Below are 23,296 nucleotides of genomic sequence, written 5' to 3'. Positions count from 1 at the left end.
GATCGCCCCTCCCCATAACCCTAATCCGTAAACCGCAGTCGATGGCGGAAGTTGGCCACCGACTCCACCATGCCCAGGGCAATGAAGTTCGTCAGCAGCGCCATTCGCCCGTAGCTCAGCCAGGGCAGCGGAATGCCCGTGATCGGAGCCAGCCCGATGGTCATGCCAATGTTGATTACTAACTGAAACACAATCATCGCCAGCACGCCAATCGCCAGCAGAGAACCAAAGTCATCCTTGGCGTTTTGGGCAATAATCACCAGGCGAAAGCAGAGCAGCCAGTAGACGGCAATCACCACCATCGACCCTACAAAGCCCCACTCTTCACCGATCGCCGAAAAGATAAAGTCGGTGTGCTGCTCAGGAATAAAGTTGAGCTGAGTTTGTGAACCCTGGCCCAGTCCCTGCCCCCAAATTTTGCCAGCCCCGATCGCAATGCGCGATTGAATCAAGTGATAGCCGCCGCCCAAGGGGTCTTTGTCGGGGTCGAGAAACAGCACCAGGCGGTTTTTTTGGTAGTCTTGCAGCAGATTCCAGAAAATATCACCCAGCTTGCCCGCCACCAGGTTGACCGCCGTTGCCACTACGGTGCTAAACCAGCGCCAGGGTAGCGTAAACCAGGCAATTAGCCCCATGCCCAGGCTCCATACCAGCCAGCTCGGCAGCATCAGGTGAAACAAAATCGCCGCCACCAGGGGCGACACAAGCAGCACCAGCCAACCGGGGTTACAGTTGGCCCAATAGAGCATGGCCAGAGTAATCGCCCCAAACACCAGCGATGTGCCTAGGTCGGGCTGAATAAACACCAGCGCCCAGGGCAGCGCTAATATTGACAGTGCGCTGGCCAAGCCCCATAGGCTAGACGCATCACGGCGGCTCAGCAAAGACGCTAGGGTAATGATGATGCTGAGTTTGGCAAATTCTGAAGGTTGCAGATAAAATCCAGCCACGCCCAGCCAGCTCTGAGCACCCCCTCCCACAGTGCCAATGAACATCACCGCGACCAGCAGCACGTTGATGACACCGTAGATAATCCACTGCCAGTTGAGCAGGTACTCGTAGCGACTGCGGGCAATCCAAAGCGCTACGCCCAGACCCATTGCCCCCAGCACCGCGTGGTTGAGGCCGTAGCCGGTATTGTCTGTGTTGATCTGGGTGCTGTGAATCACGATTGCCCCAAACACAGTCAGCACTACGGGTAGGGCAAACAGTACCCAGTCAACGCCTTGCCAGCCCACCAGCAGCGATCGCCACTGCTTCTGCACATCGGTTAAAAACATCGCCGTTGACTCCCCGTTCACCCAATCGATTATGCCAAGAACAAGCGGTAGAAGGTGCAAGGTATGGGGTTTAAGGTGCAGGGGACAACCTTGAAACCCCTATACCTTCTACCCTAAACTCTGCATCTAAGACGCTAGCGCGGCCACAGATACCCTAGCCGCCACCTGCTGAGCCATCGCTCGCAGAGCCTTAGCGCTCTCTGAGTCGGGGTGCTGCACCACAATGGGGATGCCCGCATCGCCCCCCTCGCGCACCGCCATCTCTAGCGGAATGCAGCCCAGCACCGGCACCCCCAGCTCCTTCGACAACAGCTCGCCGCCGCCGGAGCCAAAAATGTCGTAGCGCTTGTCGGGCGCATCCGGGGGAATAAACACACTCATGTTTTCGACAATGCCCAGCACCGGCACCTGGAGTTGCTGAAACATTTTCAGCCCTCGGCGAGCGTCTGAAATCGCCACCGACTGGGGGGTAGAGACAATCACCGCCCCGGCCATGGGCACCGCCTGAGCCAGGGTGAGCTGGGCGTCACCCGTACCGGGGGGCAGATCGACCACCAGATAATCTAGCTCGCCCCACTCCACCTGGTAGAGAAACTGGCGAATAATGCCGTTGAGCATGGGGCCACGCCAGATCACCGGCTGATCGCGATCGATTAAAAAGCCCATCGATACCAGCTTGACGCCGTGGTTAAAGGCCGGTTCGAGTACCTCGCCCTGCTTAACTACCACCTGGGCCTCACTCAGGCCCATCATAATCGGCGCGTTGGGGCCGTAGATGTCGGCGTCGATGAGGCCAACTTTTGAGCCCAGTTGAGCCAGCGCTACGGCTAGGTTTACCGCTACGGTGCTTTTGCCCACGCCGCCCTTGCCGCTAGAAACCGCGATGATGTTTTTGACGCCGCCAATGCCAGTGCGATCGGGCAGACCCTTCTGCTGGGGTGTTTCAGCTGTGACATCCACCTTCACCGTCTCAACCCCCGGCAGCGTACGGACCGCTTTCTCGCAGTCTTCCACAATAAACTCGCGCAGGGGACAGGCTGGGGTGGTCAGCACCAAGGTAAAGCTCACGGTGCCGTTATCGATCGCTACGTTGCGGATCATATTGAGATCCACCAGGCTCTTTTGCAGCTCCGGGTCTTGTACGGGGCGCAGCACGTCTAGAACAGAAACTTCGGAGAGGGTTAGGCTCATGGAGTTGGGGGAGTTGGGCCGGGTACAGGGCAATGTTCAGCGGAAAAGGCAGACAGCATTGGCGACCCCTTGGGGTATCGACGTCCAGGGATGCCGCAGGGTGGGCAAGGCCCACCACCTCGCCCGAGCAAGGTCAACGTAGGCCATTCACTATCTTAAGCCGCACTGTCCCCCTTGAGCACAAGTGCTTAGGCCTGAGCCTTACCAGGCCTGGGAGCGAGAATTGCGGCTATCTAAAAGATCGGGGTGCTCAGCTGCCTCGGCCAGGGCCGAAGCCACTCTGGCCGCGTAGGGGCGCAGCAGCGACCAGGCCAGGGGCGACAGCCACCCCCGCAGGGTCACCGAGTAGGAAATCTGGGTGCCCCGCACGGTCGACTTGAGGTGATAGGTGACCCGTTCCTCTAATCCTGGGATGGGCAACACCCGCACGCTGATCAGCTCGTGGGGCTGCACCCGCTCCACAAAAATGTCCACCGGCACCGGGCAGAAGCGAGTAAAGGCCCGGTAGATTAGCCCTGGCTTGGGTTTCAGCCCTCGGGGCGCGTTGGTGCTGGTCAGCAGCGGATGCCAGGAGACATCGGCCAGGTTCATAATGGTTTGCCAGAGCACGTCTACCGAGGCGCTGCTGACGGCAAGGTAAGACTTTTCGAGCTGCTGCTGCACCTGTACCCAGTGCTGAATCAGCTGCATCAGGGTGAGAAACGGACGGGGAAAGGACCAGGCTCTAAACACGGCAGCAGCCTCCAGGCTGAGGTCCCCAGGTCAGCACCTGACAGCAGCGATGAATTAGGGACGTGGGCAAAAAAAACATGGCGGGCAAGGGGACAAGACGTCGCGGGGCGACAAGGGGTTGGGCTAACCGGGACTTTCGTTACAGAGCGTTGCGTTTCTAAACATTTTTCTCAACCTGATGGATGATTTGGGTGTTGGGTATGGTTTCACGGTAGCGTGAGAAAACTGGGTACAGTCGATGGTGTTGCCTGGGCCTGCAGCTCATTATTTAGGGGTGCTAACCAGGGCGAAAAATCCAGCGACGGCGAAAAAATGGATCCTAAGCTCCGCATAAAAGCCATTCCACAGTGTGACATATTCAACCCGGTGCCGACATAACGTATTGTTTTCCCGATGCCATGACCACTACCCCTGTTTCTAAGCCCATTACCACCGCTCCTCCGGCAGATTCTCGCGATCGCGTCAGCGCCATGCTGAAGCAGCTCCAGGACAGCATTTGCCAGCGGCTAGAGGCCCTCGACGGCGGTGCTCAGTTTCAGCAGGATGCCTGGGAGCGGCCCGAGGGCGGCGGCGGGCGATCGCGCGTGATTAAGCAGGGCAATATATTTGAGCAGGGTGGCGTAAACTTTTCTGAAGTGTGGGGCGACCACCTGCCGCCGTCGATTTTGGTGCAGCGCCCCGAGGCGGCAGGCCACCGCTTCTATGCCACCGGCACCTCCATGGTGCTGCACCCCCGCAATCCCTACGTGCCCACGGTGCACCTCAACTATCGCTACTTTGAGGCTGGTCCGGTGTGGTGGTTTGGCGGTGGCATCGACCTCACCCCCTACTACCCCTTCGACGCAGACGTGGTGCACTTTCACCAGACGCTGAAGCAGACCTGCGATCGCCACAATCCTCAGTACTACTCCGTATTCAAGCCCTGGTGCGACGAATACTTCTACCTCAAGCACCGCGGTGAAACTCGGGGTGTAGGCGGCATTTTCTTCGACTACCAGGACGGGCAGGGCATGCTCTATCGCGGTCCCGACGCGGGCAAAGCCGCCGACCAGACCAGCCAGGGCATTGGCGAACTGCCGTCGCGCAGCTGGGACGACCTGTTTAACTTTGCCCGCGACTGCGGCAATGCCTTCTTGCCCGCCTACGTGCCCATTGTGGAGCGTCGCCACGGTACCGACTACAGCGACCACCAGCGGCAGTTTCAGCTCTACCGCCGGGGCCGCTACGTGGAGTTCAACTTGGTCTATGACCGGGGCACCATTTTTGGTCTGCAAACCAATGGCCGTACCGAGTCGATTTTGATGTCGCTGCCCCCCCTGGTGCGCTGGGAGTACGGCTACACCCCCGCTGCCGATAGCCCGGAGGCGCGGCTATACGACGTTTTTCTCAAGCCTCAGGACTGGGTTAACTGGGCCGGTGGCCCGGCGGGCTAAATCAGCCAAAAGCTATGAACGCCTTATCTAATAAGGTGTTTAGCCCTTGCCCCAGGTGGTCTACTTGATAGACGGCCTGGGGCATTCAGTTGTTTAACTTTCTTAAAAAACCCCGTAATCCACATAAATTAAAGGTTTTGGCGATCCACTTTTTGGGGGTTGCCCTTAGAATGAGGCAGTGAAATTCTGGATTGACAGGGGTTTCAGCCATTCTGGCTGCCGGGACTGTTGTTTACGCCCTGGGCCTATCGTTGGAATGCGACTGGATCCCATTGTTTTTTGCCCATAGGAGACAGGTATGAACAAAGCTGAACTCGTTGATACGGTGGCTGAGAAGGCCTCTTCTAGTAGCGACAAGCCCGTGACCAAGAAGGAGGTAGATCTGGTTATTTCTGCCACCATCGACGCCATCATTGAAGCCGTAGCGGCGGGCGAAAAAGTCACCCTGGTAGGGTTTGGCTCCTTTGAACGGCGCGAGCGCAAAGAGCGGGAAGGCCGCAACCCCAAAACCGGCGACACCATGGTGATTCCGGCGACGAAGGTGCCTGCGTTTTCGGCGGGCAAGTTGTTCAAGGAAAAGGTGGCTAAGTAAACGCCTCTTGATTCAAACATCGTCTACTCACACACCTTCAAATCGACCTGTTCACGGGGGAAATTTGGCCTGGGCGGCGGCGATCGCTGACTGTTCCCCCGATTCTTTACTTGATTTTTCGGCCAGCATTAACCCACTGGGGCCACCCGAGTCGGTTATGCAGGCGATGACCGAGGCTCTGGGGCAGCTGCGCCACTACCCGGATCCCAGTTATAGCAATCTGCGCCACGCCCTGGCCGACCATCACCAGCTGCCCCCCGACTGGGTATTGCCGGGGAATGGGGCGGCCGAACTGCTAACCTGGGCCGCCCGCGATCTGGCGGAAGCAGGCACAGACTGTCATCTGCTTACCCCCGCGTTCGGTGACTACGGGCGTGCCCTGGCGGCATTCGACGTTGCTGTCCGGCCCTGGCCTTTGTCCTTAGAGGGAATAGATAGCCTCGATCTGGCGATGTCCTGGCCTGAGCCTAAGGACACCAGCATTCTGATCAACAATCCCCACAACCCCACCGGGCGTTTGTTCACACTGGCTGAGCTGGAGCCGCTGCTAGAGCGGTATGCCACGGTGGTTGTGGATGAAGCCTTTATGGATTTTGTGCCCCCTAACCAGCAGCCGTCCGTGATTCGCTATCTAGGCCGCTACCCCAGTTTGGTCGTGCTCCGGTCGTTGACCAAGTTCTATACGCTGCCCGGTCTGCGCCTGGGCTATGCTCTGGGGCACCCCGATCGCCTGCTCCGCTGGCAGCGCTGGCGCGACCCCTGGCCGGTGAATGCTCTAGCGGCGGCGGCGGCGATCGCGGCGGTGGGCGATATTGCCTTTCAGCGGCGCACCTGGGAGTGGTTGCCCCCGGCTCGAAAGGCTTTATTCAACGGATTGCAGGCTATGCCTGGGCTATCACCGCTGGCGGGGGCCGCCAACTATCTGCTGGTCAAAACCACGACCCCAGCCCCGCTGCTTCAGGGGCTGCTGCTGCGTCACCACCAGGTTTTGATTCGCGACTGCCTGAGCTTTGCGGAACTGGGGCCAGCCTATTTTCGAGTTGCCGTGCGCACCGAGGCCGAAAATGCCCGTTTGCTAACAGCTCTGAGCCAGGGGATAGCGGTATGATGCTCGCAATCGCACAGCCTTTGCCATGACCACCCTTGTCCCACCGCTGCTGCACCTCGAACCACCCCCCGAACTCAAGGTGGTCAACATGACCAAGCGGTTTGGCAGCCTGGTGGCCCTCAAAGACGTTACCCTCACCCTCAAGCCCGGCACCTTTCACGGCCTGCTGGGCGAGAACGGAGCCGGCAAGAGCACGCTGGTGAAGTGCATTATGGGCTTCTACGCCCCCACCGCCGGGCAGGTGCTGATCGACGACCGGGTCTACCCGATTAAAAGCCCCAAGGATGCCCACGGCTGCGGCATTGGGATGGTGTACCAGCACTTTACCTCGGTACCCGCCATGACGGTGGCCGAAAACCTGGTGCTCAGCCGCTACGATCGCACCCCGGTGATTAACTGGAAGCAGGAGTACGCCGCCCTGCGCGCCTTCATGGCGCGATCGCCCTTTCAAGTTGACCTCGACCTGCCCGTGGAGCAGCTGGCGGCGGGCCAAAAGCAAAAGCTCGAAATTCTCAAGCAGCTCTACCTGCAAAGCCGCATTCTCATTCTCGACGAGCCGACCTCGGTGCTCACCCCCGACGAGGCCAACGAGGTGCTGGGGCTGCTGCGCCAGGAAGTTCAGGCGGGCCACCTCAGCGTGCTGTTGATTACCCACAAGTTTCGCGAGGTGCTGGCCTTTACCGACGAGGTGACGGTGCTGCGCAGGGGGCAGCTGGCGGGCCACGGGGCCGTGGCCGACCTCACCGTGGCCGATATGGCCCGCCTGATGTTGGGGGCCGAGCGCGCCACTAAAACCGTTGTTAAAACCGATGTGGTGGCGCGGCGGGCAGGGCTGGAGGTGAAGGGGCTAGGGGCCTTAAAGGACAACGGTCTAACCGCCTTTGGCCCCCTCGATTTGACCGTGCACAGCGGCGAAATTGTCGGTATTGCTGGGGTCTCAGGCAACGGCCAGCGGGAGCTGATGGAGGTGCTAGCCGGGCAGCGATCGCCCACCGAGGGCCAGATTTGTGTAGCTGGCCAACCCTACCGCGCCACCCGCACCGAAATGGTGCGCCACGGGGTCTGTGCCCTGCCTGAAGAACCCCTGCGCAACGCCTGCGTTCCCGGCATGAGCGTGGCCGAAAACCTAGCCCTGCGCACCTTCGATCGCCCGCCCCAGGCCCGCTGGACCTGGCTGCGGCTCGGCGCAATTCGCCAGGCGGCCCAGCGGCTGATTGAAACGTTTCGCGTCAAAACCCCCTCCCCCGAAACCCCAGTTCAAAACCTATCGGGGGGCAATGTGCAGCGCACGGTGCTGGCGCGGGAGTTGTCTGCGCCCGACATCAGGGTGCTGATTGCCGCCAACCCCTGCTTTGGCCTTGATTTTTCCGCTGTCGATCAGATTCACAACGCCATTGTGGAGGCCCGCAACCGGGGGGTGGCGGTGCTGCTGGTTAGCGAAGACCTCGATGAGCTGCTGGCCCTCAGCGATCGCATTTTGGTGATTAGCGAGGGGCAGTTTGTCTATAGCAGCCCCATTGAGCAGGCTAACGTTACCGACATTGGCCACAAAATGGCTGGGCACTAGGGTTTGTGGGGATTTCCCCCTCGCTACCCTGGCCTCTCAGCGGGTAAACTACAGATCCAACCCTGAATAAGCTGTACAGGCTGTACAGATCGTATTGATACCGTCCCGAAACACGCGAGTCAGATCATGGGTGAACCGTTAACGCCTCAAATTCCAGGAATTGCCGACGCCGATTGCCTGGCCCTGGTGCGCGAATACTGTCAGCTAGCGGCCCGTCCCAGCCTGAGCGATGCCGAAAGCCAGCGCCTCGATCAGCTGTTGGCCATGGCCGAAACCGACGGTCGCCTCGACTTTTGGATCAACGAAGCTGACCATTTTATCGACCACGCCATTGGGCTGGGTAGCGCCACTCGGGTTTACGCTTCCGTCAACGAAAACTTGAAGTCGCGGCTGCGGGAGCTGCTCGATCTGACCCATGCCGCAAACCCCGGCGACAAGGCCCTGGAGCTGCTCGAAGAACTCGACGAAAGCCTGACCGAGGGCACCCGCCAGGTGCAGCAGCAGCTGGCCAAGCGCGGCTACGACCCTGGCCCCGTAGACGGCGTAGCCGGGCCTAAGACCCAGCGCGCCCTGCGCAATTTTCAGCAGTCTTTAGAGTCGGGCTGTTAGATCTGGGGCACCGTCGTTGTGCTCGGTCCACCAGCGATGGCTAAAACGGACGGTGGAGGCGATCGCATGAATTGCGATCGCCTCCACCGTTGACCTATGCCCCTATAGAGGTATAAATCAGCCGATGCGCAGCAGCTCAACGTCAAACAGCAGCGTCGCGTTGGGTGGAATGACTCCGCCTGCGCCCCGGCTACCGTAGCCCAGCTCAGCGGGAATCACCAGCTTGCGCTGACCGCCCACTCGCATGGTGCCAACGCCTTCATCCCAGCCCTTAATGACCTGACCAACGCCGATTTGAAAGGTGAAGGGGCGGCCGCGATCGCGCGAACTGTCGAACTTGGTGCCGTTTTCGAGGGTGCCGGTGTAGTGTACGGTGACCCGCTGCCCCGGCTGCGGCATCGCCCCGGTGCCCTCGACCACATCGACGTACTGAAGACCGGAGTCGGTAGTCACTAAATCTTCTGCGGGCATAGCGGTTTCAGGGGTAATGTCGGGAGCTAAATCGGCGGCAGCTTGGGCAATCTGCGCCACCGGCTCACTCAGGGTAGTGGCGGCTTCAGCCACCTCGGCGCGGTTCAGGCCTGAGGCGATCGCCTCAGGTTGAGAGCCGGTAAACTGAGCCACTAGCAGCACCACGCAACAGGCTGCTAAAACCCCCAGGCTAATCAAAATCTCTCGCACAATTGACCTCCCATCCAAGCATTGTCTTTCCCCCGATCATATAGCAATCCCCCCTCCCCTACTCCCCCACCCATCTACCCATCCCCCCTCTCACTTATCCATCCTCCCACTCACACGCCTACCCAAACCGATACCCAAATCCCCTCAACGTCGTCACGTACTGCGGATTGGCCGGGTCAACCTCAATTTTTTCTCGCAGCCAGCGAATGTGCACATCTACGGTCTTGCGATCGCCGACAAAATCTGTGCCCCAAATCGCCTGAATCAGTTCTTCTCGCGACCAGACCCGATTAGGACTCTGAATAAACAGTTCTAAAATGCGAAACTCCTTGGGCGACAGACTCACCTCTCTGCCCGCCACCGTTACCCTAAACTCGGTGGTACACAGCACAATGTCTTTGTAGGTCAAGACGGCGGTATCGGGTTTGGCCGTTGACCACTGCTGTCGCCGCAGCAGGGCTCGACAGCGGGCAATTAGCTCTCGCATGCCAAAGGGTTTGGGCAGATAATCGTCGGCCCCCACCTCTAGCCCCACCACCCGATCCATCTCCGCTCCCTTGGCGCTCAATATCAAAATGGGAATATCCAGGTTGTGGTGACGCATCAGGCGGCAAATATCGAGCCCGTTTACCCCAGGCAACATCAGGTCGACAATTGCCAGGTCAACCCTCAACCCCGCCAGACCCTCTTTAGCGGCCGGAAAAATTAGCTCTAAGGCCCGCTGGCCCGACTCAGCCGTAATTACCTGGTAGCCCTGCTCGTTGAGCGCCATGGCCACGGTTTCACGAATCAAATCTTCGTCGTCGATGATCAAAATGCGCTCTTGCCCGCCCGACAGCGGTGATAGAGCAGGGGTTACGTTTTGCACAGCAGGGCCAAGCGCCTAATAACGACTCGGGCAGACCCCAAAGCGCTGGCGATCGCAGAGGCGATCGCCTCCATCGCCGTCGGCTTTACACCAAACGTCGGCTTCGGCAGGACGCTGGCGCGCCTGGTAGCGTCCCAGTTTGAGCTTTTCAGCCATTAACCTACGTCCTCAGCTGCCGAGCCAAGGCAATACATCCCCTCCAGGCTCTTTCATGGGGGCGATCGACTTGACGCTACCCTGGCCCTTGGCTATGGCCACCGCCAGCGCCCTAAGGTCTGCACTAATCGTTAATGGTGTCGGATTCAGCTTAAGGAAACATCGGATTCTGGTTAAGCTTACGTAAACTCGCCGGCCCTGGGCTAACGTGTCGCCCCTGCTTCGGCATCGCGGCTGGCGTCTGGGCGAGTTGCAGCGGCGTCTAGCATGGGCAGCAGCACCTCCAGTCGATTGCTGTCGCCGCTGCCCTGCACCTTAATCTGACCGCCGTGGCGCTGGGCTAGGTGCTGACTCAGCAGCAGCCCCAGCAGGGGACGAGGAATTTTACCAGGGGCGAATGGGGCCGCCGAAGCATGCAGGATCTCAACCACCTTCGTCGGTAGCCCCTCCCCCAACCAGGGGTTAGACAACCACAGACCCAGGGCCAGGCCCTGGCCCCGTCGGCAGGCGTGAACGCGCAGGGTACTGTTGTCTCCAGCTCCCTGCATCATGCTAACCATTAGGTGATACAAAATCTGCTTAACCACCCGCTGGTCTAGTATCCAGTGGGTTTCCCCTGGCTCCACGGTCAAGGTGAGGGTTTGCACGTGTTTTTCGGCCAGCGGGGTGAGGGCTGCAACCACCTGCTGTCCAAGGGCTTCAATATCGACGGCGGTAGGCACTAGCTCGGCGCGTTCCGCCTCTGTGGGGTTGAGGTCAATGAGCTCATCGACCAGGGTCATTAGGGTTTGGCTGCTGCGGTGCACAATGTCGGTGTACTCCCGCTGCTTGGGGGTTAGGGGGCCATAGATCTCCCGGCTCAGCATCGTACTCATGCCCAGCACCGTCGTCAGTGGACTGCGCAGCTCCTGAGTGAGTTGGGTCAGCAGGTTGAGGCGCACCCGATCGACAATGGTTTCTAGACCCACTGGCCCTGCTGGGCCGGGCGGGGCCAGGACTGCTCTGGCGGTTGCGCTCTGGCGCTCGTATTCGCTCATGCCCCAGCGGGCCGCCATGGCCAAAAATCCCAGGTCTTGCCCACTAAACCGTCTGGGGCGCACATCCATAACCGCCAGGGCACCGAGGCAGATGCCCTGGGCCGTCATCAGCGGCACGCCACAGTAGGCTCTAATGCCGTAGGTGCCCACCAATTCGCTTTGGGCTAAGACCGGGTTTTCGGCGGTGTCGGGCACGACCAACGGCTGTTCGCTGTCGAGAATGTAGACCCCCAACCCGCTGCTGAGGGGCAGCTGTCGATGCTGCGACAGAGGGTTCCCTACCCCCAGCGACGACAGGCCAACGGCGGCATGGATCTGCTCAGCAGAGCCGTTGGCCACGGTTACTACGGCCAGCGGCACCCCCAAAAAACGAGCGGCCACCTGTGCGGCTTCATCCCAGGCGGGAATGCTGCGGGGTTGGTCTAGTTGAAGCGCTGCGATCGCCTGGCTGCGCCGCTGCAGCCGTTCACCCCAGGCCAGACCAAGCGGGCAGGCGGGGCCTGGCGAAACGATCGCCTCCCCGGGCTGATCGTCGCCCATTGCGGCTTCCCCCTCAGATTGCACCGGAAATACAGAAACGCCCATGGCCAACGCCTAACCCCTGCTGATACACAGGCTTAAGGTGCCCTAAGACTGCAGCTCAAGTAACGGCAGGCGGCAGCGAACGGTATCTTTATTAGCCAGCTAGAGAATTGGCTATCTATGATTCGATCCGATCGCTGCGGCCTGAGTCGTACCCTGTGGGCGAGTCTAGGTCAGGGCCTGGGGCAATTCGGAGGTGACGGCCTCCACCGGCATCTGGTCGAGCAGGGTCCAGATCTGCTGCAGCATTGGCCCCAGCCCCGTACCGGCCACCGCCGAAATGCCGTACACTGGCCCTGGCACCAGCCCCTCAAACTGGCCCATCAGTTCGCCTAGCACCTCAGGGGTGAGGGCATCCACTTTGTTGAGGGCCAGCACTTGGGGGCGATCGCTGAGGTCGCGGCCGTAGGCCTCTAGCTCCTGCTGAATGGTGTGAAAGTTGTCAAGCGGGTGCTCGGCAGTGGCATCAACCACATGCAGCAGTAGCCGGGTGCGCTCAATGTGGCGCAGAAACTCGTGCCCTAGCCCTAGCCCCTGGTGTGCCCCCTCAATTAGCCCAGGAATATCGGCAAAAACGGTGCCATCGCCGGTAGGGCGGCGCACTACCCCAAGGTTAGGTACCAGGGTAGTAAACGGGTAATCGGCAATTTTGGGGCGAGCCGCCGACAGGGCTGAAATTAGGGTTGACTTGCCTGCGTTGGGTAGGCCCACAATGCCCACCTCCGCCAGCAGCTTGAGCTCCAGGCGAAGCCGGCGCTCTTCGCCCGGTAAGCCCGGTAGAGCGTGCTCTGGAGCCCGGTTGCGATTGCTTAAAAAGTGGCGGTTGCCCAGCCCGCCCTTGCCCCCCTCGGCCACACAGAGCACCTGGTCGGCAGTGACCAAGTCGCCCAGCAGCTCGTCGGTCTCAACGTCATACACCGCCGTACCGCAGGGTACCTCCAGGTATAGATCGGCCCCGGCCGCCCCGGTCATATTCTTGGGGCCACCTCGCTGGCCGTTGTCGGCTTTGAACCGATGGGCGTAGCGAAAATCGAGCAGGGTCTGCAGCTGCGGCGTGGCCCTTAGGTACACCGAACCGCCGGGGCCGCCATTGCCTCCAGCTGGCCCCCCGGCGGGCACGTACTTCTCGCGCCGAAACGCCACAATGCCATCGCCGCCGTCGCCCGCAATGACCTCAACCTCAGCTTGATCGATAAATTGCATTACTGGGTGCCGCCGTTGGCAGACTGCTGAAGCTCAATCATGGCCGCTCGAATTTGCTCCGCCAGGGCCGGATCCTGAGGATAGGCGGCTGTAATCGCGTTGAACTGACGTGCCGTTAACCCGTTGGCTTCTACAATGTCGCTGGCCTTGTTGCAGTAGTTGACCACAATGGTGCGTACGCTGTTGCGCAGATTGCGGGGCAGCTGGTTGAGGTTGGCGGTGCCAGTGCAGCTCATATCGATGCTGGCGAGGTCTTGCCCGGTGCCGGTTAGCAGCGTTCGAATCTGGCTCAGCGCCTCGTTGCGGGGGGTATCCATCTCCAAGATCGAGGTGGCGTAGCCAATCACCTGTTCCTGGGGAATGCCGCTATCTTGAGCCCAGGCGGCTCCTAGGGTAATGTTGCCCGCCGCCGTTGGCAGTTGCGCCCCTGCCCCCGCTAGCAGGCTGAGACTGGCCACAGCCGCAGCAATAACGGCACTGCGGCCGGGGTTTGCAAGTGGTAAACGGTGAATAAATCGGTGAATCATTATGTGTTTTTCTCCTGTGCTGGTATTAACCAGAATGGCCCCGTGCTCCAATGACCGTGCTCCAATAACCGTGTTTTAAGGATTGAAAACATCTGCTTGGGCTCTGAAGTGCCGACCCCGGTATGTCGCCTAGATAGTTAATCTGGACGGGCTCTCAGCCCAGACGGGGCAGCACCCGCACTAGTTCCAGGTCTTAGACTATGCACCCCCAGGCTTTAGCCCTTGGCAGAGTTCTATGACTTTTGTGTGTAGAGTAGCGCGTTCATCCCGGCCCTGCTTTAGATCAGACTCTAATTCTAGTAGTAAAGGCAGGCTGCGATGCAATTGGGTCAAACTCAGCGATCGCACCTCCTGCTTTAAAAAGTAAATGCGCTTGGGGTTGGCCACCTCAGCGGCGGCGGCTACCTCGGCGTCGCTCTGCACTCCGGCCTGAATCAGCACCTTCAGCCACAGCCACAGCCGAAACTGGCTGACCAGGGTGGCGACAATTCGCAGGGCAGGCTCGTTGCGATCGAGCAGGTCGTTGACTAAAGCCAGGGCCGTGGGGGTATCGCCCTGTTTGAGCGCCTGGGCCAGCTTCAGGCTGGTTTGGGTAGAAATGGTCACCAATTCTGTCGCTACGGTCGGTGGAATGGGATGCAGGCGAGATCCCCAGTAGAGAGCCAGCTTCTCTAGCTCCAGGTGCAGCTGTCGGGTGTCGTTGCCCACTGCCTCGGCCAGCAGGTCGACGGTGGCAGATTCCAGAGACATCCCTCGGGCCTGAGCTACAGTTACCACCTGCTGGCGAATTTGGTCAGTCTTCCAGGGCGGAATAGTTGCAAACTCGCGGATCTCACCCCAGGTCTTAAAAAATTTAGTGAACTTGGCTCGCCCGTCGGGCTTAGCAGTGCTGGTGAGCAGCAGCACCGTGGTGTCGGGCAGCTGGGGCAGCGTGCGCTCAAACTCCGCCAGCACCGCCTCGGGGCAGCGCTGACCCAGGCCGGTGTTTTGCAGCCACACCAGCCGCTGCCCCTGCCCAAAGGGGGGTGTCATTGCCTGATTCAGCGCCTGGGCGGGGCTAGTAGCGGTGTCAGCAGAAATGATGTCGTAATTGAAGCTGGCCCAGGCCTCGTCGAGGGTGCGCTGGCGCAGGTCGTGGATAGCCTGTTGGAGGGCAAAGTCGTCGTCGCCCCAGAAGTAGTAGGCGGGCRYKSRRAGRRRRWGGNTGRRWSRRTKRSYRARGRRSGMGRTGNSYKRATRGRSGASRAMTKCAARSTNNTCRANNNMATYYYKRAYYSMRAANTTNTTGAACMWWSYATTYYTSTTCSYGCSGGGCATCGTGGGATGATAAAACCTCCTGCGGGGAGCAGTTCTAAAGACGGGATTGTTGGATCTATGGCAGAGCTGGTACAAAGCCCAATTTTAGAAGAAAGCTTTGCGTTAATAGACCAGGAGTTTGGGGCGCATAGGTTTACCCCAGCGGAGTACGCGGTGGTGCGGCGGATGATTCACAGTACCGCTGATTTTGAATTTAAGGATTTGGTGGTGTTTGGCGAGGGAGCGATCGCCGCTGCCCTCCAACATCTTTCCACAGCTGGCCCCATTATTGTGGATGTGACGATGGTGCGCCAGGGGGTGGTTGGGATGGTGGAGCGCACGTTTCAAAATCCGCTGCTGACGGCGGTGGCGGTGGGCGAGCCAGCGGAGTCGGGGCGCACCCGAACCGAGACGGGGCTGCTGCGGTGTCTGGAGCAGTACCCCAACGCGCTGGTGGTGATTGGCAATGCGCCCACGGCGTTGATGGCGCTGTGCGATCGCATTGACATTGGCCAGGCCCAGCCCGCTCTGGTGATCGGTGCTCCGGTCGGCTTTGTGGCGGTGGAGGCCTCCAAGCAGCGGCTGGCTCAGACCGCCGTGCCGCAAATTCGTGTCGATGGGCGCAAGGGTGGTTCAGCGGTGGCGGCCGCTATGCTCAATGCCCTGCTGGTGCTGGCTTGGGAGCAGCAGCCATGACCTCAGCGGATAACTCAAAAGCGCCTACAATTCACGTGGTCGGGGTGGGGCTCGATGGGCAGGCGGGGCTGACTCAGGTCACCCTGGCCCTAGTCCAACGGGCGGTGGTGCTGGTAGGGAGCGATCGCCAGCTCAGCTACTTCCCCGATGGGCAGGCCGAGCGGTGGCCCCTCAACGACCTCAAGAGCACCCTCGACCGCTTGCGCCAGTGGTTGACCAGCGGCCAATCCGGTATTGCCGTGGTGCTGGCCTCGGGCGACCCGCTCTTTTTTGGCCTGGGACGGCTCCTGCTAAAACACTTGCCTCCTGAAAGTCTCGCTTTTCACCCCCACCTGAGCGCGGTGCAGCTGGCCTTTGGTCGGCTCAAGCTGCCCTGGCAGGGAGCCACGTTAATTAGCGCCCATGGCCGCTCGACCGACACCCTGATCGCCGCCCTGCGCCGAGGCGACGAGCTGATTGCGGTATTGACCGACCCTACCCATACCCCAGCCGCCCTAGGGCAGCTCGTTTTGGGTTTAGACTTGCCCTGTTCCTACCGACTGTGGGTGTGCGAAAACCTGGGTGGTGACGACGAACAGGTGCGCGAGTTTGCGCTGGAGGAGGCTGCTTCAGCAACCTTTGCCCGCCTCAATGTCGTGGTGCTGCAGCGGTGGCAGGTCGATTTTGACCAGGACGATCTACCCCTGGTGGGTCTGCCCGATCGCGCCTTTGCCACCTTTAGCGATCGCCCCAGCTTAATCACCAAGCGCGACATTCGCATTCAAATATTGGCCGACCTAGACCCCAGGCCCAAGCAGGTGATTTGGGATGTTGGCGCGGGCACCGGCTCTGTCAGCGTGGAACTCAGTCGGCTCTGCCCTACGGCCCAGGTCTATGCGATCGAAAAAACCGCCGCTGGCCACAGCCTGATTCAGCAGAACCAGCGCCACCTGGGCAGCCCCAACCTGCACCCCATCTATGGTGCTGCGCCCGCAGCGCTAGCCGCTTTGCCCGACCCCGATCGCATTTTTATCGGCGGCAGCGGCGGTCACCTGAGCAACATTCTCGACCTGGGGGCGTGCCGCCTCCGGCCTCAGGGGCACATCGTCCTGGCCCTGGCCACCCTGGAGCACATAGGCGCGGTACTCGCCTGGGCCGATGGCACCGCCACCAGCCCACAGCCATGGTCGGTTCAACTGCGCCAAATTCAGGTCCAGCATGGTGTGCGGGTTGGCTCGCTCACCCGCTGGCAGCCGCTGACGCCGATTACGCTGATCTCGCTGTCACCCAAACAGCCATAGCCCTAGTCCGGTCAGCCCCAGCAGCCCCAGGGGCAGTACCCCGGTCAGCGGCTGGTCGGGTAGCCCCACCAGCCACAGGGGGCCGTCTTGACCGGGCTTGAGCAAGGCCAGGGCATCGATCGCGGCGATCGCAAACACCCAGCCTGCGTGCAGCCCCCAGGCCAGTCCCAGACTGCCCCCAGCTACCCAGCGGGCCAGCAGCAGCACCGCCCCCATCACCGCTAGGCCGGGCAGCTGAGGTGCTCCGGCGGGGCCATCCCACACCAGGTGAGAGACGGCAAAAATCAGGCTGACGGCGATCGCCATCAGCCAAACGGGCCAAGCTTGCGCCAGCCCATTCACCAGCACGCCCCGAAAGACCAGTTCTTCAATCCAGCCCACAAACAGCGCCAGGGGCAGCACTGCAAGCAGCACTACCCCCGGCGAAGGACCTGCACTTTCGGGGTTAGGCCCTGGCACCTCAGAATGTGGTGGAGCAATTGGGGATCGCCATCTGCGCCAGCCTAAGCTCAGCTGTAGCGCGACGAGCGCAACTACGCCACCTGCCGCGATCGCAAAGCCCACCACCATCAACCAGCCAAAGGACTGATTCCAGGCAATGCCGTAGTCAGACCAGGCCCCCGCCTCCAGGCGGCGATGCACCTCGACGGCTACCGGCGCTAATAGGTATAGCGGCAGCAGCAGGGGCAGCTTGTGCTGAGGCGCAACCGGATACGTCAGCGGAATTTGACCAATACGAGCAACCAGCAAACTAGCTGGAATGCCCAGGGCGATCCAGCTCAAAAAAAAACAATTAGATGGGCGATCGCCAACATGTTCACCGTCAAATTCAGCATAGTAGACCCGTACTATTCTTCGTCTGAGTCGGCATCAAGCTGCTTGAGGTGAATGTGCTTGTAGCCCAGCTTAATTTCAAACTCATCGCCAGACTTGAGGCCCATTTCTTGTGTGTAGGTAGCCCCAATAACAATTTGACCATTCTTGTGGACACTCACCCGATAAGTGGGTTCGCGCCCTCGGCCATCCCTGCTGCTTTCAGGATCAAGATTGATGCCTTTGGCCTCTAGCAGCGCATCGTAAAAGCCAGACAGATTGACCCGCGCCTGATTGTCTTTAGTAAGGGTGTAGTAACCACATGCTTTGGCAGTTTCGCGCTTGGTGAGGTTGGAAAGGTCCTTGACCTTCTGCAGCAGTGCTTTACCGGTCAGGGGTGTGGGTTTTTCGGCCATTGTTCAGTAGAAATCCTTATGGTAAGACGTGAAGCTAGAAAATGAAAAATAGTGGGTCAACCCGCAAATAAGGTTAACAACCAGTAAGCAATAGCAAATGAATATTAGCAAACAAATCTGCCCGTTCACACCACCAATTATAGTCATAGCGTCAAAAGCTGTCACCCGAAAATAACAAATAGTTTTGACGAGCTTTTGCTGATTATCTCCACATACCATTGATTTTCCTTTGGCTAGACGACTTGAGAAAAGCTTCTGCTTGAATGCGGCCATAGCACCGTTAGTTTGCCCTACAGCGGCAGGGCAAATGCTGAGTCAGCTCAAATTTTTTCGGGTTGACCAGTACTGAACTGATTTGTACGCAGTAGCGGCCCAATCTAGTAGCTCTGGCTCTATTCTTCATTTCATAGCTGTTGAGCTGCTTTCCGGTCAGAAGTGGCTTTCTGCTTAAGCTATCCGGTCTCTAAACATCAGGGGTTGAGCTTTAAGTCAATGGCATTGATGGCGTCAGTCAATCGTTCCCAACAAAATTTTCGGCGAGAGGTCAATATCATGTTTCTGCAGTAATCAGGTTTCAAAGACTCAATTTTCTAGGGCAGGCACAGCGGCATCTATCCTAAGGCGTAGATCTGTTGATCAAAGATGGCTAAGGTTAACTTGTCAGCGTTTTGAGGCGGCCTTTCGCTACTGCCAAAAGCAAGTTTGTCGCCTGACGATGTTGGAGCGGCTCTAGAGAAACAGGCTATAGAAGCGCGATCGCAGGCGCTTTTCTCTAAAGGGAAATTCAGCTGGTCGATCACGGGTATCTACACCAAGAGCAGCTCGGCATCCGTGAAAACTCCCAAGTTTTGTTTAAGCACTCGCAATCTGCTCAGGAGCTAGCTGAACGCCTGACAAACTGCTTCTTGGGGATGAACTGAGGCATCGAATTTGAATTGCTCGTCCACAAACCCCAAGCCTGAGCAGAGGCGGTTACTGTGCGGGTTGGCGTTGTCAACACCCTCGCATCAAGTTCTGTCGCAGAGCGTTCTCACGGGCAGTTCTCAACCAATACTTCCCCCCTGATTGGTGTCGCTAGGTTGGTTAGGTTGGTACCTTCAATGATTGGTGGGGTGCGTCACCGCCAGGCGCGACGCACCGGAGCTAATCCCAATATCAATTGGGTTTGGCACAACTCGCGCTTGTACAGGTCATCAGTTCTGACCAAAAGGCTCAGGACACCAGCGTTAGCTCTGGCGCAGCTGATCGAGCACGCTTTGGTCTTCCATGGTGGAGGCATCGCCTGCGATCGCCTCGCCGCTGGCCAAATTGCGCAAAAAGCGGCGAATAATCTTGCCCGATCGCGTTTTGGGCAGAGCATCGGCAAACTGAATTTCGCCGGGGCGGGCGATCGCGCCGATTTCGTTCACCACGTGCTGCTTGAGGGTCTGCTTCAGCTCGTCGCTGGGGCTGTACTGGCCCTCTAAAATGACAAAGGCGAAAATGTCTTCGCCCTTGACCTCGTCCTTGCGGCCCACCACAGCGGCCTCGGCCACGGCGGGGTGCGAGACAAGCGCCGACTCCACTTCCATGGTGCCCAGGCGGTGACCCGACACATTGATCACGTCGTCTACGCGGCCCATCACCCAAAAGTAGCCATCGGCGTCTTTACGCGCCCCATCGCCAGCAAAGTAGAGATACTGGCCATCGACCGGGGCAATGTGCTCCCAGTAGGTGCGACGAAAGCGATCGTCGTCGCCGTAGACCGTGCGCATCATGCTGGGCCAGGGGTGCTTGATCACCAGGTAGCCGCCCTCGCCGGGGGCCACGGGGTTGCCTTCCAAATCCACAACGTCGGCCAAAATACCGGGGAAGGGCAGGGTGGCTGAGCCAGGTTTAGTGGCGATCGCCCCTGGCAGCGGCGTAATCATAAAGCCGCCGGTCTCCGTCTGCCACCAGGTATCAACTATCGGGCAGCGCTCGCCGCCGATCACCTGGTGGTACCACATCCAGGCTTCGGGATTAATCGGTTCGCCCACCGTGCCCAGCAGCCGCAGCGACGACAGATCGCGGGCCTTGGGCAGCGCGTCGCCCATTTTAATAAAGGCGCGAATGGCCGTAGGCGCGGTGTAGAAAATGGTGACACCGTACTTCTCAATCACATCCCAAAAGCAGCCGGGGTTTGAGGGCCGGGGCACCCCTTCGTACATCATCGTGGTCGCCCCATTCGACAGCGGGCCGTAGACAATGTAGCTGTGGCCGGTAATCCAGCCCACATCGGCGGTGCACCAGTAGACATCGGTGTCTTTGATGTCGAAGGCCCATTTGAAGGTGGTGTGGGTGTAGAGGTTGTAGCCGCCCGTGGTGTGCACCACCCCCTTGGGTTTGCCCGTGGTGCCGCTGGTGTAAAGAATAAACAGCAGATCTTCGGCGTCCATTTCTTCAGGCGGGCAGTGGGCCGAGGCGGTGGCCTGCAGCTCGTGCCACCAGTGGTCGCGCCCCTCCACCATCGAGATATCTTCTTTGGTGCGCTGCACCACCAGCACGCTAGAGACGCTGGGTACGCCGCCGCCCTCTAGAGCCTGATCGACGGCGGCTTTGAGCGGCACCACCTTGTCTTTGCGGAAGCCGCCGTCGGCGGTGATCACTACCTTGGCCTCGGCGTCGTTGAGGCGATCTTTGAGGGCCTCGGCGCTAAAGCCGCCAAAGATAACGGTGTGGGGGGCACCAATGCGGGCACAGGCCAGCATAGCGATCGCCGCCTCGGGCACCATCGGCATGTAGATGCCGACGCGATCGCCCTTTTGCACCCCCAGCCCCTTCAGCACGTTGGCTACCTGGCACACCTCCCGGTGCAGCTGCGCGTAGGTGAGGGTGCGACTGTCGCCCGGTTCCCCTTCCCAAATCAGGGCGGCTTTGTTGCGCCGCCAGGTGGTCAGGTGGCGGTCTAAACAGTTGTAGGAAATATTGATTTTGCCGCCCACAAACCACTTGGCAAAGGGAGGCTGCCAGTCGAGCACCGTATCCCAAGGCTTAAACCAGTGCAGCTCCTGACTGGCCAAATCGGCCCAAAACTGAGCAGGGTCTGCCGCCGCCCGCTCAGCCAGAGCCCGATACTCCTCCATGCCCTTGATCGAGGCATCTTGTACAAACCCATCGGATGGGGGAAAGAGGCGGTTTTCGTGTAGAACCGATTCGATGGTGGGGGAAGCCATAGACAGTGCTGAGTCGCTTACGAACACAAATAGGGTAGATGAAAGCCGCTGTAGAGGGGCGGTGTCCTGTGAAAACCATACGATTTTTAGCGACCCTTTGAACAGCGACTATGGTTTCCTTAACGTTTTTTGGCCTGTCAGCCTAAAGCTAGAAAAAGCCTTGCTCCTGGGGCCACAGAGCTAAACCAATGCGAAGTTTAATCCGACTTCGGTGAAGGTAGACCCAGGGGCGGGCGGGCTGAAGACCCAACGGCTAAAGCTCATCCTAAAACAGATAACACTAAGACTTAATGTAGAGCGGCTGATTTTGGCCCCGCTACTGATTTAATCAAAGTCATTATTACCACTGTTGAACCAGCTAAAGGCCGAAGCGCTCCAGTGGACCGGAGCCAGTCGTCTGAAGGGGTCGTAATTTCCATTAAGGTTATCAATGGCTAATGTTTTATCGTCGGTCGAGCGCTTCGGACGAGGGTGGCCCAGGATTTTAGCCGTGGCGGTAGGGTATTTCATTGTCGCCAGACTCAGCCTTCAGTTCAGCCTTCTATTTGGTGATGGGGAACCTGTCCTGCCCATCTGGCCGCCAGCGGGCTATAGCCAGGGTGTTGCACTGCTAATGGGGGCTACCCTGGCACCGGGGATAACCCTGGGTTCACTCCTGTTTACCCTTACCTCCCCCTCCGAACTGGCCTGGCACTGGCATTTTGTTGCTGCCGCCAACAATACGCTCCAGCCGCTGATTGGGCTCTGGCTGCTGCGTCGGGTCGGTTTCATTACCACTCTCACCCGTATTAAAGATGTCGGAGCTTTCATTGGCCTGGGGGCTGTGGCTCCGGCCATTTTCAGCGCTACGGTAGGCATCACCTACTTTTGTCTCATGACCCCTATGCTCTGGGCGACCTATCCCACAGCCTGGTTTAGCTGGTGGATTAGCAACGTGACCGGGGCCGTTTTAATTACTCCCCTGATGATTACCTGGCACCAAGGTATACAGCGGGTTCGCAATTTCTACGCGCCACCTCTAGTTGGGCTATGGCTGGTCGTCTTGATCGCTTTGAGCTGGTATGTATTCTACGGCTCCGATCGCCAGTACGACTTGAGCTACGTGCTTTTTCCGGTAGTGATGTGGGCAGCGCTGCGGTTAGGACCTTTTTGGGCTGCTCTAGGTTCCGCTGCAGTTACCGTGATTGCCACCTGGGGAATCGTTCAAACGGTTGGGTCTTCTCCAGGTCACAATTTGGCCCTCCTGCACCTGCAGGCCTACATCTGCGTGCTGACATTTACGGCGCTGATCTTGGCGGGTGTGGTGGCCGAGCGCGAGCAGGCTCGTCAGGCCCTGCAGGAGGAAAAAGAAAAATCGGAGCAGCTGTTGCTGAATATTTTGCCCTTGCCGATCGCCACTCGACTCAAGCAGGGGCGCAACACCATCGCCGACCACTTTGCCGAGGTCACGGTAATGTTTGCCGATATTGTCGAGTTTACCCAGCTCTCCGAGCACCTCAGTCCCCAGGACCTGGTGGCGCTGCTCAACGATATCTTTTCTCAGTTTGATCATCTGGCCGAGCAGCACCAGCTCGAAAAGATTAAAACCATTGGCGATGCCTACATGGTGGTTGGGGGCATACCCCACGAGCGCGACGACCATGCCCAGGCCGTGGCCGACATGGCCCTCGATATGCAGGCCATGGCCCAGGCCTTTAGCGATCGCACGGGCCAGTCCTTTCGGCTGCGCATTGGCATCAACACTGGGCCGGTGGTCGCCGGGGTAATTGGCACCAAAAAGTTTATCTACGACCTCTGGGGCGACACGGTCAACACCGCCAGCCGCATGGAGGCCTGTGGGGTGGCCGAGCAGATTCAGGTGACTGAGACCACCTACCGCTGCCTCAAAGACACCCACGACCTCGACCCGCGTGGGGAGGTGTGGGTCAAGGGTAAAGGGCACATGCGCACCTATTTTTTGCGCCAAAAGAGTCTGGTCACGACACCGCAGTATGGCTGATCGCCCTACCCACCGTGCCCGGTTAGCGGCGCTTGA

20 protein-coding genes and 1 pseudogene are annotated in these 23,296 nt (G+C 59.2%); 8 read left to right on the top strand and 13 right to left on the bottom strand.

Features of this window, described 5'->3' with window-relative positions:
• Nucleotides 1-20: 20 nt before the first annotated feature.
• The 3 genes from rodA to IQ265_RS03525 all read right to left on the bottom strand — a co-directional run bounded on the left by rodA (nucleotide 21) and on the right by IQ265_RS03525 (nucleotide 3,161).
• Nucleotides 21-1,280 carry a rod shape-determining protein RodA gene (gene rodA, locus IQ265_RS03535; RefSeq protein WP_194050809.1) on the bottom strand — a complete coding sequence of 420 codons (1,260 nt, stop codon included), beginning with the start codon at nucleotides 1,278-1,280 and terminating at the stop codon, nucleotides 21-23.
• A gap of 126 nt (nucleotides 1,281-1,406) precedes the next feature.
• Complete coding sequence (locus tag IQ265_RS03530; RefSeq protein WP_194050808.1) at nucleotides 1,407-2,471, bottom strand: Mrp/NBP35 family ATP-binding protein; 1,065 nt, start codon at nucleotides 2,469-2,471, stop codon at nucleotides 1,407-1,409.
• A gap of 201 nt (nucleotides 2,472-2,672) precedes the next feature.
• On the bottom strand, nucleotides 2,673-3,161 hold the full coding sequence (locus IQ265_RS03525) for an SRPBCC family protein (RefSeq protein WP_194051120.1): 489 nt from the start codon (nucleotides 3,159-3,161) through the stop codon (nucleotides 2,673-2,675).
• A gap of 440 nt (nucleotides 3,162-3,601) precedes the next feature.
• Between IQ265_RS03525 and hemF the strand changes: the two genes are divergently transcribed.
• The 5 genes from hemF to IQ265_RS03500 all read left to right on the top strand — a co-directional run bounded on the left by hemF (nucleotide 3,602) and on the right by IQ265_RS03500 (nucleotide 8,512).
• The gene (hemF, locus tag IQ265_RS03520; protein WP_194050807.1) at nucleotides 3,602-4,636 is read left to right on the top strand and encodes an oxygen-dependent coproporphyrinogen oxidase; all 1,035 of its coding nucleotides are present in this window, start codon (nucleotides 3,602-3,604) and stop codon (nucleotides 4,634-4,636) included.
• A 298-nt stretch (nucleotides 4,637-4,934) separates the two neighbouring features.
• Nucleotides 4,935-5,228, top strand: coding sequence for an HU family DNA-binding protein (locus IQ265_RS03515; protein WP_035984599.1), 294 nt, complete (start codon nucleotides 4,935-4,937; stop codon nucleotides 5,226-5,228).
• Between the two features lie 7 nt (nucleotides 5,229-5,235).
• Nucleotides 5,236-6,336 (top strand): threonine-phosphate decarboxylase CobD, encoded by a 1,101-nt coding sequence (gene cobD / locus IQ265_RS03510; protein ID WP_228037540.1) that lies wholly within the window; start codon nucleotides 5,236-5,238, stop codon nucleotides 6,334-6,336.
• A 25-nt stretch (nucleotides 6,337-6,361) separates the two neighbouring features.
• Entirely contained in the window at nucleotides 6,362-7,903 is a 1,542-nt protein-coding gene (locus tag IQ265_RS03505) for an ABC transporter ATP-binding protein (protein WP_194050806.1), read from the top strand.
• 126 nt (nucleotides 7,904-8,029) lie between these two features.
• Nucleotides 8,030-8,512 carry a peptidoglycan-binding domain-containing protein gene (locus tag IQ265_RS03500; protein WP_194050805.1) on the top strand — a complete coding sequence of 161 codons (483 nt, stop codon included), beginning with the start codon at nucleotides 8,030-8,032 and terminating at the stop codon, nucleotides 8,510-8,512.
• 117 nt (nucleotides 8,513-8,629) lie between these two features.
• Here IQ265_RS03500 and IQ265_RS03495 read toward each other — a convergent pair whose 3' ends face one another.
• The 7 genes and pseudogenes from IQ265_RS03495 to holA form a co-directional block, all read right to left on the bottom strand.
• Nucleotides 8,630-9,193, bottom strand: coding sequence for an FKBP-type peptidyl-prolyl cis-trans isomerase (locus tag IQ265_RS03495; protein WP_194050804.1), 564 nt, complete (start codon nucleotides 9,191-9,193; stop codon nucleotides 8,630-8,632).
• A 118-nt stretch (nucleotides 9,194-9,311) separates the two neighbouring features.
• A complete protein-coding gene (locus IQ265_RS03490) occupies nucleotides 9,312-10,061 on the bottom strand; it encodes a response regulator transcription factor (RefSeq protein ID WP_194050803.1) in 750 nt (249 codons plus the stop codon).
• 15 nt (nucleotides 10,062-10,076) lie between these two features.
• Nucleotides 10,077-10,217, bottom strand: coding sequence for a hypothetical protein (locus tag IQ265_RS03485; RefSeq protein WP_194050802.1), 141 nt, complete (start codon nucleotides 10,215-10,217; stop codon nucleotides 10,077-10,079).
• A 203-nt stretch (nucleotides 10,218-10,420) separates the two neighbouring features.
• Nucleotides 10,421-11,839, bottom strand: coding sequence for a GAF domain-containing sensor histidine kinase (locus IQ265_RS03480; RefSeq protein ID WP_194050801.1), 1,419 nt, complete (start codon nucleotides 11,837-11,839; stop codon nucleotides 10,421-10,423).
• Between the two features lie 165 nt (nucleotides 11,840-12,004).
• Complete coding sequence (gene obgE / locus IQ265_RS03475) at nucleotides 12,005-13,039, bottom strand: GTPase ObgE (protein ID WP_194050800.1); 1,035 nt, start codon at nucleotides 13,037-13,039, stop codon at nucleotides 12,005-12,007.
• The gene (locus IQ265_RS03470) at nucleotides 13,039-13,566 is read right to left on the bottom strand and encodes a DUF4168 domain-containing protein (protein WP_194050799.1); all 528 of its coding nucleotides are present in this window, start codon (nucleotides 13,564-13,566) and stop codon (nucleotides 13,039-13,041) included. Before IQ265_RS03470 ends, obgE begins: the two co-directional genes overlap by 1 nt.
• A gap of 198 nt (nucleotides 13,567-13,764) precedes the next feature.
• Nucleotides 13,765-14,754 (bottom strand): annotated as a pseudogene (gene holA, locus IQ265_RS03465) (DNA polymerase III subunit delta); the annotation flags it as partial.
• Between the two features lie 186 nt (nucleotides 14,755-14,940).
• On the opposite strand from holA, the gene IQ265_RS03460 reads away from it, so the two are divergent.
• Both IQ265_RS03460 and cbiE read left to right on the top strand, forming a co-directional pair.
• Nucleotides 14,941-15,558 (top strand): precorrin-8X methylmutase, encoded by a 618-nt coding sequence (locus IQ265_RS03460; protein ID WP_194050798.1) that lies wholly within the window; start codon nucleotides 14,941-14,943, stop codon nucleotides 15,556-15,558.
• Nucleotides 15,555-16,838, top strand: a complete 1,284-nt coding sequence (gene cbiE / locus IQ265_RS03455; RefSeq protein ID WP_194050797.1) for a precorrin-6y C5,15-methyltransferase (decarboxylating) subunit CbiE — start codon at nucleotides 15,555-15,557, stop codon at nucleotides 16,836-16,838. The genes IQ265_RS03460 and cbiE overlap by 4 nt, the downstream gene beginning before the upstream one ends.
• Here the strand turns inward: cbiE and IQ265_RS03450 are convergent.
• The 3 genes from IQ265_RS03450 to acs all read right to left on the bottom strand — a co-directional run bounded on the left by IQ265_RS03450 (nucleotide 16,821) and on the right by acs (nucleotide 21,261).
• Nucleotides 16,821-17,621 (bottom strand): CPBP family intramembrane glutamic endopeptidase, encoded by an 801-nt coding sequence (locus IQ265_RS03450; protein ID WP_194050796.1) that lies wholly within the window; start codon nucleotides 17,619-17,621, stop codon nucleotides 16,821-16,823. The two genes, cbiE and IQ265_RS03450, sit on opposite strands and share 18 nt — an antisense overlap.
• A gap of 65 nt (nucleotides 17,622-17,686) precedes the next feature.
• Nucleotides 17,687-18,067, bottom strand: coding sequence for an AbrB family transcriptional regulator (locus tag IQ265_RS03445; protein ID WP_194050795.1), 381 nt, complete (start codon nucleotides 18,065-18,067; stop codon nucleotides 17,687-17,689).
• Nucleotides 18,068-19,293: 1,226 nt separating this feature from the next.
• Complete coding sequence (gene acs, locus IQ265_RS03440) at nucleotides 19,294-21,261, bottom strand: acetate--CoA ligase (protein ID WP_194050794.1); 1,968 nt, start codon at nucleotides 21,259-21,261, stop codon at nucleotides 19,294-19,296.
• Between the two features lie 430 nt (nucleotides 21,262-21,691).
• On the opposite strand from acs, the gene IQ265_RS03435 reads away from it, so the two are divergent.
• On the top strand, nucleotides 21,692-23,260 hold the full coding sequence (locus tag IQ265_RS03435) for an adenylate/guanylate cyclase domain-containing protein (RefSeq protein WP_194050793.1): 1,569 nt from the start codon (nucleotides 21,692-21,694) through the stop codon (nucleotides 23,258-23,260).
• The last annotated feature ends 36 nt before the right edge of the window (nucleotides 23,261-23,296 follow it).

Source organism: Nodosilinea sp. LEGE 06152 (assembly GCF_015207525.1).
Classification (GTDB): Bacteria; Cyanobacteriota; Cyanobacteriia; order Phormidesmidales; family Phormidesmidaceae; genus Nodosilinea.
This window is presented reverse-complemented; position numbering and strand designations above follow the sequence as displayed.